12 protein-coding genes and 5 pseudogenes are annotated in these 15,201 nt (G+C 61.8%); 8 read left to right on the top strand and 9 right to left on the bottom strand.

Annotated features, from left to right (window positions below):
* Together DIE17_RS35395 and DIE17_RS38220 are read right to left on the bottom strand one after the other, a co-directional pair.
* Positions 1-920: methyl-accepting chemotaxis protein (locus DIE17_RS35395; protein WP_148092732.1), on the bottom strand; the 920-nt coding region annotated here is incomplete at its 3' end.
* Positions 921-1,566: 646 nt separating this feature from the next.
* Positions 1,567-1,671, bottom strand: a pseudogene (locus DIE17_RS38220) (IS6 family transposase); the annotation flags it as partial.
* Between DIE17_RS38220 and DIE17_RS38480 the strand changes: the two are divergent.
* The 3 genes and pseudogenes from DIE17_RS38480 to DIE17_RS35380 all read left to right on the top strand — a co-directional run.
* Positions 1,666-2,055 (top strand): annotated as a pseudogene (locus tag DIE17_RS38480) (hypothetical protein); the annotation flags it as partial. The pseudogenes DIE17_RS38220 and DIE17_RS38480 overlap by 6 nt on opposite strands.
* A 185-nt stretch (positions 2,056-2,240) precedes the next feature.
* Entirely contained in the window at positions 2,241-2,396 is a 156-nt protein-coding gene (locus DIE17_RS37235; RefSeq protein WP_175804046.1) for a hypothetical protein, read from the top strand.
* Between the two features lie 129 nt (positions 2,397-2,525).
* Entirely contained in the window at positions 2,526-2,774 is a 249-nt protein-coding gene (locus DIE17_RS35380) for a hypothetical protein (protein WP_230944700.1), read from the top strand.
* 257 nt (positions 2,775-3,031) lie between these two features.
* On the opposite strand, the gene DIE17_RS35375 is transcribed toward DIE17_RS35380, so the two are convergent.
* On the bottom strand, positions 3,032-3,316 hold the full coding sequence (locus DIE17_RS35375; protein WP_012339002.1) for a hypothetical protein: 285 nt from the start codon (positions 3,314-3,316) through the stop codon (positions 3,032-3,034).
* A gap of 73 nt (positions 3,317-3,389) precedes the next feature.
* Positions 3,390-3,494 (bottom strand): annotated as a pseudogene (locus DIE17_RS38475) (translation initiation factor IF-1); the annotation flags it as partial.
* Between the two features lie 57 nt (positions 3,495-3,551).
* Between DIE17_RS38475 and DIE17_RS35370 the strand changes: the two are divergent.
* Positions 3,552-4,682: pseudogene (locus DIE17_RS35370) on the top strand (IS256 family transposase); the annotation flags it as partial.
* On the opposite strand, the gene DIE17_RS35365 reads toward DIE17_RS35370, so the two are convergent.
* Positions 4,661-5,896, bottom strand: a complete 1,236-nt coding sequence (locus tag DIE17_RS35365) for an IS110 family transposase (protein WP_124489530.1) — start codon at positions 5,894-5,896, stop codon at positions 4,661-4,663. The pseudogene DIE17_RS35370 and the gene DIE17_RS35365 sit on opposite strands and share 22 nt — an antisense overlap.
* A 234-nt stretch (positions 5,897-6,130) precedes the next feature.
* Here DIE17_RS35365 and DIE17_RS35360 point away from each other — a divergent pair.
* A pseudogene (locus DIE17_RS35360) lies at positions 6,131-6,352 on the top strand (transposase); the annotation flags it as partial.
* Between the two features lie 188 nt (positions 6,353-6,540).
* Here the strand turns inward: DIE17_RS35360 and DIE17_RS35355 are convergent.
* Positions 6,541-7,962, bottom strand: coding sequence for an aldehyde dehydrogenase family protein (locus DIE17_RS35355; protein WP_124489529.1), 1,422 nt, complete (start codon positions 7,960-7,962; stop codon positions 6,541-6,543).
* Positions 7,963-8,161: 199 nt separating this feature from the next.
* Between DIE17_RS35355 and DIE17_RS35350 the strand changes: the two genes are divergently transcribed.
* Positions 8,162-8,857 (top strand): SDR family NAD(P)-dependent oxidoreductase, encoded by a 696-nt coding sequence (locus tag DIE17_RS35350; RefSeq protein ID WP_124489528.1) that lies wholly within the window; start codon positions 8,162-8,164, stop codon positions 8,855-8,857.
* Between the two features lie 94 nt (positions 8,858-8,951).
* Here the strand turns inward: DIE17_RS35350 and DIE17_RS35345 are convergent, their stop codons facing one another.
* Genes DIE17_RS35345 through DIE17_RS35335 form a run of 3 tightly spaced genes read right to left on the bottom strand, consistent with a single transcriptional unit; the run spans position 8,952 to position 12,361 of the window.
* On the bottom strand, positions 8,952-9,674 hold the full coding sequence (locus DIE17_RS35345; protein WP_012366404.1) for a GntR family transcriptional regulator: 723 nt from the start codon (positions 9,672-9,674) through the stop codon (positions 8,952-8,954).
* A gap of 60 nt (positions 9,675-9,734) precedes the next feature.
* The gene (locus tag DIE17_RS35340) at positions 9,735-10,745 is read right to left on the bottom strand and encodes a zinc-binding dehydrogenase (RefSeq protein ID WP_124489527.1); all 1,011 of its coding nucleotides are present in this window, start codon (positions 10,743-10,745) and stop codon (positions 9,735-9,737) included.
* A gap of 2 nt (positions 10,746-10,747) precedes the next feature.
* The gene (locus tag DIE17_RS35335) at positions 10,748-12,361 is read right to left on the bottom strand and encodes a GMC family oxidoreductase (RefSeq protein WP_124489526.1); all 1,614 of its coding nucleotides are present in this window, start codon (positions 12,359-12,361) and stop codon (positions 10,748-10,750) included.
* Between the two features lie 295 nt (positions 12,362-12,656).
* Between DIE17_RS35335 and DIE17_RS35330 the strand changes: the two genes are divergently transcribed.
* Both DIE17_RS35330 and DIE17_RS35325 read left to right on the top strand, forming a co-directional pair.
* On the top strand, positions 12,657-14,150 hold the full coding sequence (locus DIE17_RS35330; RefSeq protein ID WP_124489525.1) for a sugar ABC transporter ATP-binding protein: 1,494 nt from the start codon (positions 12,657-12,659) through the stop codon (positions 14,148-14,150).
* Positions 14,150-15,145 carry an ABC transporter permease gene (locus DIE17_RS35325; RefSeq protein ID WP_124489524.1) on the top strand — a complete coding sequence of 332 codons (996 nt, stop codon included), beginning with the start codon at positions 14,150-14,152 and terminating at the stop codon, positions 15,143-15,145. Before DIE17_RS35330 ends, DIE17_RS35325 begins: the two co-directional genes overlap by 1 nt.
* The last annotated feature ends 56 nt before the right edge of the window (positions 15,146-15,201 follow it).

The raw sequence follows: 15,201 nt of genomic DNA, 5'->3' as shown, positions 1-15,201 counted from the left end.
GCGGTCGCCTGCTGCTCGCGCGACGTCGCCGCGATTTCGGCGACCGACGTCGTCACCTGCAGCGACGACTGCTGCGCCTGCGACACGAGGCTCGCGAGCTGTTCGGCCATCCGGTTGAAGCCGTCCTGCAGCGTGCCGAATTCGTCGCTGCGGCGCAGGTCGAGCCGCTGCGCGAGGTTGCCGGTGCGCATTGCGTCGTGCACCTCGACGAGCCGCGCCATCGGCCCCGTGATCGCGCGGAACAGCGCATAGCCGGTCGCCAGCGCGACCAGCAGCACGACGCTCAGCGCGGTCGCGAGCGTCGCTTCCGCCGTATTGACCGACGTGCGGATCTGCCGTGCCGAATCGTCGGCCTGGCCGCGGTTTTCGTCGACCAGCGCGTCCGCGACACGGACTACGTTCTCCCACGCCGTCGTCACGTGCGCGAAGTTGGCCCGCGCAGCCGCGCGGTCGCTCGCCGCCGCATGCGCTGCGTCGTTCAACAGCGGCAGGTACTGGTCGTATGCGGCACGGAGCGCGGCGAAGCGCGCCTTGTCGTCGTCGCGGAACAGCGTCGCCTCGTATTGCGTCGACGCCTGATCGAAACGCCGCAGCGCTTCCGGAATCCGATCGAGATCGCGCTTCGTGCCGTCCGAATCGCCGTCGCTGAAGATCGCGCGTTCGACCATCGTATAGCTTTGATTGGTCGCGGCGCGCAGCGACGTCGACAGGTACAGGCCCGGTACCGAATCCCGCTGGAGGCTGTCGGCAGCGGCGTCGATTGCCGTCAATCGGGTGTATGAAATCGCGGCCATGACCAGCATCAGCACGAAGATCGCGCCGAAGCTGAGCACGATGCGCTTGCCGAGCGTGAAGCGTCCGCCGCGCAGCAGGGCGGGCAAAGGGGGCGTGCCGGCGCGGGGCGTCGTCGCAGTGGCCATGTCTATCTCCCGTAGGGCTTGGGTCGTCTGGATCCGGCGGCGCGAAAGGCAGAGAAAACGATTCGGTCGCGGGTCGGCGCGATCGATCGAATCGTTCCGGACGGGTGCCCGATTGCCGACGCCCCGCATGCTGTCATGCGGCGCGTCTGATCGCAATCGAATTTTTTACGCATTGAGCCATGCTTTTTTCATCCCATTAAAGATAGGTCAATACGCAGACGTTTGCGGAAATTTGAAAGGGAGCAGGGGTAGGTTGCTGCCGGTATTTCGGCCGGCCGGCCGACGATTTGGGCATCGGCGGCCTGAAATGCGGAACAATGACGCATGATCGAATCGTCTGAAATCTAATTGAAATGTTTCCGATATGGGGATGTGAGCACGACTATCGATTTTCGTGTCGCCCAACTCGTGAAAGCCACGCAAAGACTCTGTAAGTTGGTGAAGAGGCGGCGGGAGAATGAAGCGATGAAGAAGACGAAATGGCTCTGTCAAGTTGACGAGCGCGCGCTACGTGTCTTCCTCAAGAGTCGTTATCCTTATCAGACAACTTCGTTGGCTGCGGGAGAGTCAGTCCAACCATGCCATGTCGCGAGGCGTTCTTTGAGTATGGCGCGATGACATACCGCGTTCATTTGATGTCTCGGCAGGGAATTTCAGCCTTCACCGCCGGATAACTGCGCAGTTGATCGGTCACAATCTTACGCAGCACCGGGTTTGAGCGCAGCATCCGCCGGAAGAAGCGCTTGCGTGCTGGCAACGCAAACCGCCACCGGGATTGCTACTGCACTCCGATTGCGGCGCCCAATACGTCAGTCGCGCGTACCGGAAATTGACCGCCGCGTTCAAGATGAACGTTTCAATGAGCCGCCGTGCCAACGCCTGGGATAACGCCCCCCCGATGGAGAGCTTCCTCAAGACGTTGCAGGTCGAAAGAATCTACCAGACTCACTACGATACGCGTGCCCACGCCCGAGGCGGCGCTTGTCCTTGGGCACGGAAATTCTCAGAAATGTTGTCCTTGGAAGCATCGCTTGCCTCCGTTCGCGCATTCCGTTGGAACCGAGCGGTGAATGCCGTCGATCAAATCTGCACGACATCCCGACCGAAACCTGTCCACCTCATCAGTCACAGCTAAGGCCTGCGCCCCAGATCCTTGGATATGGGGCGCGACCGATCAGGTGGAGGTCGAGCGTACCTTCCCCAGGATCGTGCATGTGGAGGCGGTTCGTCCGCGCGGCGTGGTGCAGGACTTGTGAATCCTTCCGCCAAGACGCCTAGAATTCAGTCATGGCTGCATTCCACATTCACAAGGAGGCTGTCATGACTCAGTCGATGATTGGTTGGGTGGTTGGTCTTGCGGTGGTCGCGGTGGTTGCAGTCGCGTTGGCGCGCCGTTACCAGAGCGAACATTCAAGTATGGAAGTCGTTCAGTGGCTGGACTCCCATCACTTGGGGTGGATGCATCGCAAACATTGACCTCTCGGCGCTGGCGGCGATAAACCCCGCCTTGCCGAAGTTTACCGGGAGCCAAACACACGGATGCAGGCGGGCGGGTGAAGTCTGCCATGTCGTTGTCTCGCCAGGGGTCTTGGCAAGGAAGGCATCATGGATGATGAAGTGTGTACGACCCACACGCACGTGGCACGCCTTCGCGTGATGCAGACCACGTCTGGGCGCTATCGCGGAATCGTCCACTTGCACCGCATCGGAGAGGATCCCGGCACCTCTGATCAACACGATACCGAAGGGGATTTTGCATCGGACGTGGAGGCGCGTGACGCCGCACGAACGCTCGCACGCAGATTGCTCGAAGAGCAAATCCAGGGGCACGAAAAGGCGCAAGGCATCGATTGAATCTGCGTCGGCGGCCTGGTCGTTACGCAACGTCGATCGGCAACGCGACGTCCATCAGCGCGTAGCGCGCCAGTCGCACAATGCGGCCGCTCGTCCGTTGATCTGCCTTGAGAGCACGGGATAGAAAGGAATGTCGGCTTACGACGCGAGTTTCCCGTTGACCGGCAGCATGGCGTCGGCTCGCGCAATTTCGGATCGGGACGCACGTCTCCGATTGACGCGCGCTCCCATGCATTGCTGTTCAACAGAGAGCCGTATCAAAGAACTGCGTCGAACATCCAATGTTCGCCTCGGTTCTGATCGATGATGTCTTCTGCGTAACGTTGCGAAGCCCGGCGTGCGTCACCGGCACTGGCAAACGGCGAACCGTCGACAAGCTTGAAGGTCTGGCTCCGGGTCAGCGTGGTGTTAGTGCCACGCAGGCAAACCTTGACCGCCGCGTCGAAACCGGCTTCGTAGTTGTGAGTACGGCCAGCGCCTGTGTGAAAGTGAGGATAAATCAGCGGATATATTTCGAATCCGCGATAGGTACGCATACTCATGATGAACTCCCGGTGATTGATGGCTACGAATTGCGTAGAGGAGCGCAATCAATCCTGTATCGGCGCTACATGGTTAGCGTCGAACAAGTCTGTTTCGAGGCACACCGGGCGAAGCCCGTTCGTCTTTGTGCCGGAAATTGATACGCCCTTTGATGAGGTCATAGACCGACAATTCCAGTGGACCTATCCGTCATTTTGTGGGCGGGGCATATCATGAGAGGTAAAAGTCATGGATATGCCAATGAAGAAGAAACGGAGAACAGTAGCCTCTCAGGCAGCGGCCCGCGGGCCGCTGCCTGAGTTGCCCAAAGAACTGCTGGACCAACTGGTCAAGGGGCCGATGACGCCGACCGAGGTTCAGGATCTGATGCTGGCGTTCAACAAAGCGGTCATCGAACGCGCGATGGGCGCCGAAATGAATCTACATCTGGGCTACCCGTCGGACCAGTCCAAGCCGCCCGGACAAGCCAACGAGCGCAACGGCGCCAGCGGCAAGACGGTCATCACGGATCGCGGCCCGGTTCGTGTCGAAGTCCCTCGTGACCGTGACGGCAGCTTCGAGCCGATCCTGATTCCCAAGCACGAGCGCCGCTTCACCGGCTTCGACGAACGCATCATTGCGATGTACGCGCGTGGCATGAGCGTGCGCGAGATTCAAGGATTTCTGGCCGAGCAATACGGCACCGAAGTGTCGCCCGACTTCATCAGTTCGGTCACCGACGAGGTGATGGCCGAAGCGCTGAGCTGGCAGCGCCGCCCGCTCGAGGCGATGTATCCGGTCGTGTTCTTCGACGCGCTGCGGGTCAAGATCCGCGACGACGGCGTGGTCAGCAACAAGGCCGTCTATCTGGCCTTGGGCATCCAGGCCGATGGCCAGCGCGACGTGCTGGGCCTCTGGATCGAGCAGACCGAGGGCGCCAAGTTCTGGCTCAAGGTGTTCAACGAACTCAAGACGCGCGGCTGCCAGGACATCCTGATCGCCGTGGTCGATGGCCTGAAAGGACTGATCGAGGCGATCAGCGCAGCCTATCCGCGGACCACCGTTCAGACCTGCATCGTGCATCTGATCCGCAACAGCCTCGAATACGCCAGCTACAAGGACCGTAAGGTACTCGCCACTGCGCTGCGCCCGATCTACGCGGCTGCCAGCGAAGAGGCGGCAAGGCAAGCGCTGCAAGACTTCGCCGACGGACCCTGGGGGGCGAAGTACCCGACGATCGTGCAGTCGTGGCAACGCGCGTGGGAGCACGTCGTGCCGTTCTACGTGTTCCCGCCGGAGATTCGACGGGTCGTGTACACCACGGATGAAATACACAAGCCCCCACGCCGTACTTCGCTCGTTCGCTATGTCCGCGCTTCCGGCCACCGTATCGGCGCGCTGTCTGATTTGGGGCGCGACTGCTTCCACCGGTTAAACAGTCTTTGATAGGTTCGCTCAGACTGCTCAGCCACGGCTCGTTCCTGCTGACGGACACTCTTCAGACTGTAGGCGGCAGCCGGACCTTTGCGCGAGCCATGCTGCGCCGGCATTCCAGCCTGCAGTTCCAGCGCACGTAACTTGTGTGCGGTCAACGCGGGACGGTCCCACGCGAACGGCTCGTCGCGTGTCAGCACATACCATACGATCACTGCGAGTTTGCGAGCGGTCGCGACGACAGCAATTTGCTGGCCGCGGCGATCGCGCACGCGTAGGAAGAAGGCGCGCAGCGGCCCAGGCGCCTGCGTGGCGCCCCAGGCAGCCTCGACCAGCATCGCCCGTGCGTAAGAGCGCCCGCGCTTGGTGATGTGGCCGTGCCTGGCCGGTGTCGGGCCGGACTGATAGACCGACGGATTGAGCCCGAAGTAGCTCACCAGCTTCTCCGGATTCGGAAACCGCTCGATGTCGCCAATGGCAGATAGCAGCCCGATCGCCACCGTGGTGTTGACGCCGGTGATCGTCAGTATCACGCGCAATCGCGCGTCGTCGATGGTCGCTTGCGCGAGTGCTTGCTCCACCTCGCGCAGATCCTCACCGAGGCGGTCCAGTTCGCGCAGCCGCTGCTCAACACCGAGTCGCTCGTCCAACGGAAGCGGTTGAACGCCGAGCCAGGCACGCCCCTTCTTGCCAAACAGATCGGTGGCGGGGCATCGCTCGATCAGATGCGCGGCCAGAACCGCATGAATCTCGTTCTTCAGCCGCGTGCGCTGCCGCACCAGCTGTGAACGACGCGAGATCTGTCGGCGCAACGCCAGCGTGTGCTCGTCCGGCATCCATACTTCCGGCAGAAAGCCGCTTGCATACAACTGCGCCAGTACGGCTGCCTCGATCTTGTCCGTCTTGACGCGAGCCTCCGCGATCAGCCGAATTTGCAGCGGATTGGCAATCGCCACGCGCGCGACGTGCCGACGAAGCACGTTGACGATGGCGGCAGTGTTGCCGGTTGCTTCGAGCACCACATGATCGGTGGCGCGCAGCTTCTCGGCAAAACGCTCCAGTTCGTCGCGTCGCAACCCGGTGCGGCCGCCTGCATGCAGCGTGCCATCCTCCAGGTACGCGATCTCGGCCACTGAGCTCGAGACGTCAAACCCCACGATTCGCATAACCGTCTCCCGTATCAGATCACTGTTGGGAGCCGGTGGGACAGCACGACAACTATGGATTCGCGCTCACAGCGCAACCGGGCGGGTCGCAGGGGCGGCCAACTACTAACACGAGCTCGCGGCTCATCGTGTAACAACGGCCTGCCCACCCGAAGTGCTCCCCAGTGCCCCTGTCCCGGATGGTCACACCATACGCTCAAACCACTCGGCGCGGAAACGCGAGGCACCGGCTATATCATGCCGGTTACGAACGCCATAGAAAGTTTGAACATGCAGTTGCGCAAGATCATCAAGACCCGTGGTCACTTCCCGAATGATGAGGCCGCGATCAAACTGCTCTGGCTGGCGTTGCGCAACGTGCTGGCCAAGACCGTACGCGCTGCGTTCGACTGGAAATCAGCGATGAATCAGTTTGCTATCCTGTTCGGAGAGCGATTTATGCAGGCGCGTGGATAACGCGCTGTTCAACCGCCTCGCCCACAAAAATGCAGACAGGTTCCGCTGACGCGTATCACCGCTATGCGCGGGCATCTCCGCATACGGACGCCCGGCATCATCAATATCATTCCGGAGCTCCACGAATCTCAATATAGCCAGCTGGCTGAACCTCGTCCTCACACGTTCACGAGCATCGACCTGGCATTTCATCCGGCCGCGTTGATGACCTTCGTTTCCAGGTAATCCTCGAAACCGAACGCCCCCCACTCGCGCCCGTTCCCCGACTGCTTATAGCCGCCAAACGGCGCATCGAAAGACTGATCGGCGCCGTTGAGACTCACCATACCGGCACGCAGTTCGCTTGCTACGGATCGTGCCAATTCCGCATTGCCCTGCAGATATGCCGCAAGTCCGTACGGCGTGTCATTCGCAATGGAGATGGCTTCGTCGAGACTCCGATACGGGATCATCGTCAAAACGGGGCCGAAGATTTCCTCGCGCGCGATACGCATATCGTTATGCACATCAGCGAACAGCGTCGGTTTGACATAGTAGCCGAGCTCGAGACCAGCCGGCGCATCCGGCCCGCCGGCGACGAGCGTAGCGCCTTCATCGATCCCCGCCCGGATGAGAGCACGGACCTTTTCGAACTGAGCGTGCGACGCAACAGGGCCGATATGGCCGCCGTGCCGCTCAGGACGACCGACCTGAATGCTGTTGGTCACCTCACGAGCGATTTCGACAGCCGCCGCGTATTCGCTCTCGGGCACGAGCATACGTGTGGGTGCGTTGCAAGACTGTCCGCTATTAGCCATGCAATGACGCACGCCTCTCTCCACGGCCGGACGCAAATCCGCGCCTTCGAGAATGATGTTCGGCGATTTGCCGCCCAGCTCTTGGGCTACCCGTTTGATCATTTGCGCACCCACCGCGCCGATCGTGCTGCCTGCGCGGGTCGAACCCGTAAACGAAATCATGTCGATGTCAGGATGCGCCACAAGCGCCGCGCCCGCAGTCGCACCGTCGCCGTTGATCATGTTGAACACGCCGGGCGGCAAATCGAGTTCATCGATCATTTCGGCCCACAACAGCGCGCTCAGCGGCGTGACCTCGCTCGGCTTGAGCACCATCGTGCACCCGGTTGCGATGGCGGGCACCACCTTGCACGCGATCTGGTTGATGGGCCAGTTCCACGGTGTAATCAATGCGCACACGCCAATGGGTTCGCGAACCACAGTCCCGCCGGAGACTGCGTGCTGGAAGCGAAACGTCCGAAGGGCATGGATCCCGGCCTCAATGTGCCCTTGCCCCGTGCGGGCCTGTGCCGCTACAGCGAAATCGATGGGCGCGCCCATCTCTAGCGAGATGACGCGCGCCATCTCGTCGTAGCGCCGGTTGTAGATCGACAGCAGTTTGACGAGCCATCGCTCCCGCTGCTCGACGGCAGTCCGCGAAAATTCGCCGAACGCAGCTTTTGCGGCCACTACCGCGCGACCGACGTCCGACGCGGAAGCAGCGGCAATCGTCTCGATAATCGACTCGTCCGCCGGGTTTTCCACTTCGATCTGCGCGCTCGACTCAGGCGCTTGCCATTTGCCCGCAATGTAAAACCGCTTCGCATTGGTCATTCGAGTCTCCAGTTGTTGAATTTAAAAAGGGGATTCAGCCTTGCCGTCATCGTCACCGCATCTGCTGCATCTGCTGCATCGCATCGAGAAATGCCCGTGGCTTTCCTCCTCCACTGCCACGATTGACCCGGGCGCTTGTGCCTGCCCGCATACCGGAATATGATGCATCATATATTTTATTTTCACAGGAGGAAAGTCCATGACGAAAGTTGCTGTAGTAACGGGGGGCGGCACCGGAATCGGTCGCGCGATCGCCGAAGAATTCTTGCGCGCGGGTCTGCGCCCCGTGTCCGTCGGAAAGGACGCGGACGAGGATCTCGATCCGGCGATCGCGTTCAAACGAGTCGACGTGACGTCAGCCGCTGAAGTTCGCGACGCATTCGGCGATCTTGCGCAGATTCACGTGCTCGTCAACGCCGCCGGAATCATCCTCCACGACCGCGCGGAGTTCGATTCAGCGGGCTTTCGAAAAGTGGTCGACGTCAATCTGAACGCCTGCCAGCTCACGACCGAAGTCGCGCTCGACAAGCTGTCCGCGGTGCGCGGCTGCGTCGTCAATATCGCATCGATGTGGAGCTTTTTCGGCTCGGCCCGTAATCCTGCCTATACGGCAAGCAAGGCCGGCCTCGTTGGCTTGACGCGCGCGCATGCCGCCGCGTTCGCGGATCGCGGAGTGCGCGTCAATGCAGTGGCGCCTGGCTGGATCGAAACGCGACTATCTGCGGGAGCGCTGAACAACCCCGAGCGCAGCGGTTCAATTCGCGCACGGCTGCCGCTCGGGCGCTGGGGGCAACCTTCGGATGTCGCCAGGGGCGTGAAATTCCTTTGCTCGGCCGACGCGGACTACATCACGGGAGTCGTCCTTCCGATCGACGGCGGATTCAGCATCGCATGATGAAGCAGTGAGGATAGGCGGCGGCGATGCGCCGCCGCACGCATGTGCTACCCGCGTGGGGGTAGCATCGCAATCGGATCGGGTAATCGGCTACTTACGTAGCGGCGACTTCGCCATGCTCCCGCTCGGCCATCCATTCGAGCAGCACGCGCTGGCCCCATTCGATATCTTCCTGGATCGCTCGCGATGCCCCCTCGGGATCACCCTTGCGCAGCGCGGCCAGCACGCGATAGTGGGGGTGCGAACGATTCGATATCTCGCGCCGCGGCAGATGCGAATGAAACGTGTGCAGCAGCGGCCCCATCCGGACCCACATGGTTTCCACGGTTGCGCTGAGCGTGGGCATCCTGGCTGCCGCCATCAATTCGAAATGGAAGTCGCGATTGCGCTCCGCGGCCTCTGAAGGGCTCGCGGCAACTGCCTCGATGAACTCGTCGTGCGTCAGGCTCAGATGGCGGATTTCCTTTGGGGTAATGCGCTGCGCCGCCTGTTCGGCCGCCGCACCCTCGAGAAGCCGCCGCATGAGCTGAATCTCCGCAACGGTATCGGCGTCGAGCACCGGCACCACGATCGAGGTTGCCGCAGTCATTTCCAGGGCCTGTTCACTGACCAGGCGGAAAATCGCTTCGCGCACCGGCGTGATGCTCGTGCCGAGCTTTTCGGCAAGGTCGTTGATACGCAGTCGGTCGCCAGGCGCGTACTGACCGTTCATTAATCGGGAGCGGATCTCTTCGTAGATGCGTGACGAGAGATTGCTCTTTTCGACACGGGCGAGTGGCTTCATTCTGATAACGGGACGAAAAATGTTTTCATGCATGATACATCACGCTCCATCGCCGCAACAGGCGGTGCCGATGCCGATAACCCGGCTGCGGGCTCAGTCGACTACGGCGACGGGCCGGCCGTGCCCGGTATGGGCTTTCAACGATTCCAGTGCTTCGGGCAAGCGCGACAGCGGCATCGGCTCGATAGGCAGCGGCGCCAGTGCGCGATGCAGCACGTCAGTGAGCAGACGCTCTCCCGCATCGACCAGCGTGCGCCAATGCGCGGCCGAGCCGTGGGTGTGCAGTGCATTCAGGGCCACTTCATGCAACGAGATGGCCGTCGTAAACGGTGCGACCGGGGATGTCTCCAGACGGTCCTGGATGCAGACGAGATGGCCGTTCACGGCGACGAAGCGCGCAAGTCGGGCGGCATGCTGGCCGCTCACCGTGTCAAACACGACGTCGAACGGCCGATGCGATGAAAAGGCGCTGCTTCCGATGTCCGGCAACAGACTCGTCGAAGCGCCAAGACGCGCCATGCGCTCGAAATGACGTGAGTTGCACATCACCGACACTCGCCAGCGAGCCCGCACTGCGAGCTGGACCAACAGCGTGCCGACCGCTCCACCGGCACCCGTTACCAGTGCTTCGAGGCCGGTCCGGTGCGGCACTTTCTGCGTGGCTTGCCACGCCGTCAGCATGGGGCACGGCAACGCCGCCGCCTCGGCAAAACTCAGGCCCGGCGGCAAGCGCAACAGTGCGCGGACCGGCACTGCGGTGTACTCCGCGAAACTGCCGTCGCGCGTGAGCGACTGGTGGTAGGCCACACGCACGCCGAGCCATTCCTGTTGGATGCCCGCGCCTACCGAGACCACCTCTCCCGCCCCGTCAACCCCTGGTATGTGGTCCGGCCGCCATGCCGGCGACCCCCATTCGATGAATTTCCAGTCAACGGGATTCAGACCCGCGGCGCGGTTGCGCACGAGCACTTCTCCGGGCCCCGGCACCGGCCTCGCCGCACGCCGCCATGCGAGCGCGGAAGGCGCGCCGGCGATCTGCCAGGTCCAGGCGCCCATCGTATCCGTCGTGTTGTTCGTGCCGATCGTCACGCTATCTTCCAGCATCGCTACACCACCGCGTCAAGTGCTGCGCCGCTCAGGGTCGTCTTGCCGAGCACGTAGTCCGCGCCCTTCTCGCCGATCATGATGGAAGCGGCGTTCGTATTGCCCGACACGAGATTCGGCATGATCGATGCATCAATCACGCGCAATCCATCGATGCCGCGCACGCGCAATTCGGGATCCACCACCGCGTGCTCGTCCACGCCCATCCTGCACGTGCCGACCGGGTGATAGACGGTTTTCGCGCGCTTGCGAATGTAGTCCATCAGCGCGGCGTCGGTCGCGACGCCCGCGCCCGGCAGCGCCTCCTCGCTCGTATAGCTGCGCAGAGCCGGTTGCGCGAGAATCTCGCGCGCCTTTTTCAGGCCGGCTACAGCGAGGCGTCGATCCTCGGCATGCTGGAAGTACTTCGGATCGATCCACAGCGCGGCGCCCGGATCCGCGCTGCGCAGACGAATCTCGCCACGGCTTTGCGGACGAAGCACGCAAGGATTGATTGTCGCGCCTGCCGACTTCACGTGGTCCTGATCCAGGTCCAGAAACACGATCGGCACGAAGTGCATCTGGATATTGGGACGCTCTTGCGGCGCGTCGACGTTGACGAACGCGCAGGCTTCGGTCACGTTCGATGTGACGGGCCCGCTCTTGAAAAGCAAATATTGCAGCCCGTTCTTCAGCGTGTTGGTGAAGCTGTCCTGGCCGTAGTAACCGTAGTTTCCCGTGCAGTAGGACACCGCCGGAAATTCGATATGGTCTTGCAGGTTCGCACCGACACCCGGCAGATCCTGCACGGCCTCGATGCCGTGCCGAGCGAGTTCCTCCGTCGCGCCGATTCCGGAAAGCAACAGCAGACGCGGCGACTGCACGGCTCCTGCCGACAGGATCACCTCCTTGCAGCCCTTCTCGCGTACGAGCTGGCCGTTGCTGACGTATTCCACACCGATCGCGCGACCCGCCTCGATCAAAATGCGGTCCACGCGCACACCGGTACGGATCGTCAAACGCCCGCTCGCCTCGGCGTTGCGCAGATAAGCTACGGCTGCGCTGCAACGCTTCTTGTCGCGTGTCGTGATTTGATTGAAGCCGACGCCATTCTGCCGCGCGCCGTTGAAATCGTGCGTGAAAGGAATGCCGGCTTGCTGCGCGGCGCGCACGAACGCCGTCGACAATTCGCAGCGTTGCGAAAGATCCGACACGCCAAGCGGCCCGCCGACGCCGTGATACCGATCGTCGAGCCGCTCGTTGTCCTCCGCGCGCCTGAAGTACGGCAACACCTCGTCGTAAGACCATCCCGAGTTGCCCAGGCGAGCCCATTCGTCGTAGTCCTCTTGTTGCCCCCGGATATAGATGAGCGCGTTCACGGAACTGCCACCGCCCAGCACCCGGCCTTGCGGCACGATGCGCGGCCGGGAGTCGAGCCCTGTCTGCGGCTCGGTTTCGTAGTGATACAGCAGATCCGTCGAGAGCAGTCTCGTGAAACCGGCGGGGATATGCACGAGCGGATTCCTGTCGCGCGGCCCCGCCTCCAGCAACAGGACGCTTGCGCCAGCTTCGATCAGTCGGCCGGTGACGGCGCTGCCCGCCGAACCGCCTCCGATCACGATGTAGTCGTATGTCAAGGGTGTCTCCAGTGTCTGCTTCTGGTCGATTGAACGGGCGCGACTTCTTTTGCACTACACATCGCTGCACTGCACATCGCTACAGCCCGCCAACCAATGATATATGATGCATCTCTATTGAACAACAACGACCGTGGTCGTATGGCTTCGCAGCGCCTAGGGGAAATACCCATCTAAGTCAGGCCACCTTGAATATATGATGCATCATCCATTCTCAATCGCCGCAAGATGACACGCTTTCACTTACGGGCAGCAATGAACACCGCCCATGGCAAACAGGATTACAGAGGAGACGATGAGCAACCACTTGATCATGCGCAACATCAGCAAGCACTTCGGTGGCGTACAGGCGCTGCGCAACGTCAGCCTGGAAGCGCACGGCGGTCAGGTACACGCGCTGATGGGCGAAAACGGTGCGGGCAAATCGACGCTCATGAAAATACTGGCGGGTGCGCACACGCCTGACGAAGGCGAGATCCTGCTGGACGGTCGCCACCTTCCAATCGACAGCCCGCACGCCGCGCAGGCGCACGGAATCTCCGTCATTCATCAGGAGTTCTCGCTCGCAAAGCATTTGTCCGTCGCGGAGAACATTTTTCTGCACGACCTCGGCGCGGGAACGTCGATCATCCGCTGGTCGAAACTGAAGGCGCGCGCCCGCGAACAACTGGATGCGCTCGGCTTCGGTGAGTTGGACGTGTCGCGGCCCGTCTCAACGCTGTCGGTCGCCGAGCAGCAGATCGTCGAGATCTGCAAGGCGCTCTCGCGCACGTCGCGTGTTCTCGTATTCGACGAACCGACGGCCGTGCTCACCGCGCGCGAAACGACGCGTCTGTTCGCCCTGCTCGAGCGACTCAAGCGTGATGGCGTATGCGTCATTTACATCTCGCACCGGCTGGAAGAAATCTTCCGGCTGTGCGACAGCGCCACCGTGCTCAAGGACGGCACCTTCGTCAGCACGGTGCGCATTGCCGACATCGACGAAAATCGCCTCGTTCAGCTGATGGTCGGCCGAGAGCTGCAGGATCTCTTTCCGAAGCGCGACGCGTGCATCGGCGACACACGGCTGGAAATACGCGGCCTTTGCGCAGGCGAACGCGTGCGCGACGTCTCTTTTCACGTGCGCGCGGGCGAGGTGCTAGGCTTCAGCGGCCTCGTCGGCGCAGGCCGAACGGAGACGATGCGCGCGATCTTCGGTGCGGACCGCAGGAGCAGCGGCGAAATTCGGGTCGACGGCCGTCCGGTCGCAAAGCTGAAGCGTCCCCGCCACGGCATCGAGAGCGGTATCGGGATGCTGCCCGAGGACCGCAAACAGCAAGGCGTGCTCCTGAACATGCCGATCCGCGCAAACGCGATGATGACGCCGCGCAACACGCTCGCGCACCTGCGCTGCATTCTCGATCATCGTGCCGAGCGCGTGCGCACGCGCGAACTGATCAAACAGCTGCGGGTGAAGGCGCGCGATACCGACGTCGACGTATCGACGCTCTCGGGTGGCAATCAGCAGAAAGTCGCGCTGATGAAGTGGCTCTCGAACGGCTGCCGGGTACTGATCCTTGACGAGCCGACGCGGGGCGTCGATATCGGCGCCAAGATCGAGATCTATCACGTCATCAACGATCTCGCACGCGCCGGCGTCGCCGTCATCGTGGTCTCCTCCGACATGCCGGAGATCATCGGCCTGTGCGACCGCGTGCTCGTCATGCGTGCGGGCCGTATTGCGGGCGAACTCAGCGGCCCCGCCATCAACGAAAAGTCGCTGATATCGCTGGCCATGGGAGTCAAGTAATGGAAGGAATCATGCAAACACAGCGCACCGATGTTCCGCTGCTCCGCGGTCTGTTGCGCCATAACGCGTTGATCATGCTGATCGTGCTGTTCGTCGTATCGAGCGTCATGTCGCCCGCGTTTCTGAGCCAGGAAAACCTCTATAACCTGCTACGGCAATTGACACCCCTGCTGTTCGTCAGCCTCGGCATGTTACTCGTGATCAATACGGGCGGCATCGACCTGTCGGTGGGGTCGATCGCAGCGGCGGGCGGCCTGCTGGTAGCCATGCTGGTCCCGGCGATGCCGTTCGGCGGCATGACCGGGCTCCTCCTCTCGGTCGTGCTGGCCGTGATGCTCGGTGCGCTTTTCGGGGCGTTCAATGGTGTACTCGTGACCGCCCTCGGTCTCGCGCCATTCATCGTCACGCTTGCCATGATGACCATCGCACGCGGAATCACATACATGATGTCGAATGGCCAGCCGACGATGCTGCCGCTCGATCTGCCGGCGGCGGAATTGCTCAATGAATTCGGCAGCGGCAGCGCTCCTTGGATCAACGTGCCATGGCCGGTCGTGCTCGGCGTGGTCATCGCGCTGCTGTTCTACTTCCTGATGACCTACACCACGTTTGGACGCATGGTCGTCGCCACGGGCAGCAATGAGACGGCCGTGCGGCTGGCAGGTATTTCCGAGCGCGGTTACAAGTTCTGCGTCTACGTGATTTCCGGTGCGCTGAGCGCCGTCGCCGGCATCGTTTTCACGGCACGCACGGGTGTTGGCACGCCGATCACCGGCGTCGGCCTGGAACTCGACGGCATCGCGACGTGCGTGATCGGTGGCGCGTTGCTCTCGGGCGGGAAGGGATCGGTTCTCAACACGGTGATCGGCGTGCTCGTGCTGGGCCTGATCGGCAATGTGATGAATCTCCTGAGCGTGCCTGTTTATCCGCAACAGATCATCAAAGGCGCCATCATCGTTCTTGCCGTGCTGGTCCAACGTATCGGCCAACGCTAAACCACTTCCCCATCCGCCCGGGCCGCCACGCGGCCCCTCCGCTTCAGCTTTTCTTT

The organism is Burkholderia sp. Bp9099, assembly GCF_003857805.1.
Lineage (GTDB): Bacteria > Pseudomonadota > Gammaproteobacteria > Burkholderiales > Burkholderiaceae > Burkholderia.
The sequence above is the reverse complement of the archived record's forward strand: the minus strand, read 5'-3'. Positions and strand labels throughout refer to the sequence as shown.

Coding starts and splice junctions, on each gene's coding strand:
- DIE17_RS37235 (WP_175804046.1), top strand. CDS start 2,241: ATGACTCAGTCGATGATTGGTTGGGTGGTTGGTCTTGCGGTGGTCGCG.
- DIE17_RS35380 (WP_230944700.1), top strand. CDS start 2,526: ATGGATGATGAAGTGTGTACGACCCACACGCACGTGGCACGCCTTCGC.
- DIE17_RS35375 (WP_012339002.1), bottom strand. CDS start 3,316: ATGAGTATGCGTACCTATCGCGGATTCGAAATATATCCGCTGATTTAT.
- DIE17_RS35365 (WP_124489530.1), bottom strand. CDS start 5,896: ATGCGAATCGTGGGGTTTGACGTCTCGAGCTCAGTGGCCGAGATCGCG.
- DIE17_RS35355 (WP_124489529.1), bottom strand. CDS start 7,962: ATGACCAATGCGAAGCGGTTTTACATTGCGGGCAAATGGCAAGCGCCT.
- DIE17_RS35350 (WP_124489528.1), top strand. CDS start 8,162: ATGACGAAAGTTGCTGTAGTAACGGGGGGCGGCACCGGAATCGGTCGC.
- DIE17_RS35345 (WP_012366404.1), bottom strand. CDS start 9,674: ATGCATGAAAACATTTTTCGTCCCGTTATCAGAATGAAGCCACTCGCC.
- DIE17_RS35340 (WP_124489527.1), bottom strand. CDS start 10,745: ATGCTGGAAGATAGCGTGACGATCGGCACGAACAACACGACGGATACG.
- DIE17_RS35330 (WP_124489525.1), top strand. CDS start 12,657: ATGAGCAACCACTTGATCATGCGCAACATCAGCAAGCACTTCGGTGGC.
- DIE17_RS35325 (WP_124489524.1), top strand. CDS start 14,150: ATGGAAGGAATCATGCAAACACAGCGCACCGATGTTCCGCTGCTCCGC.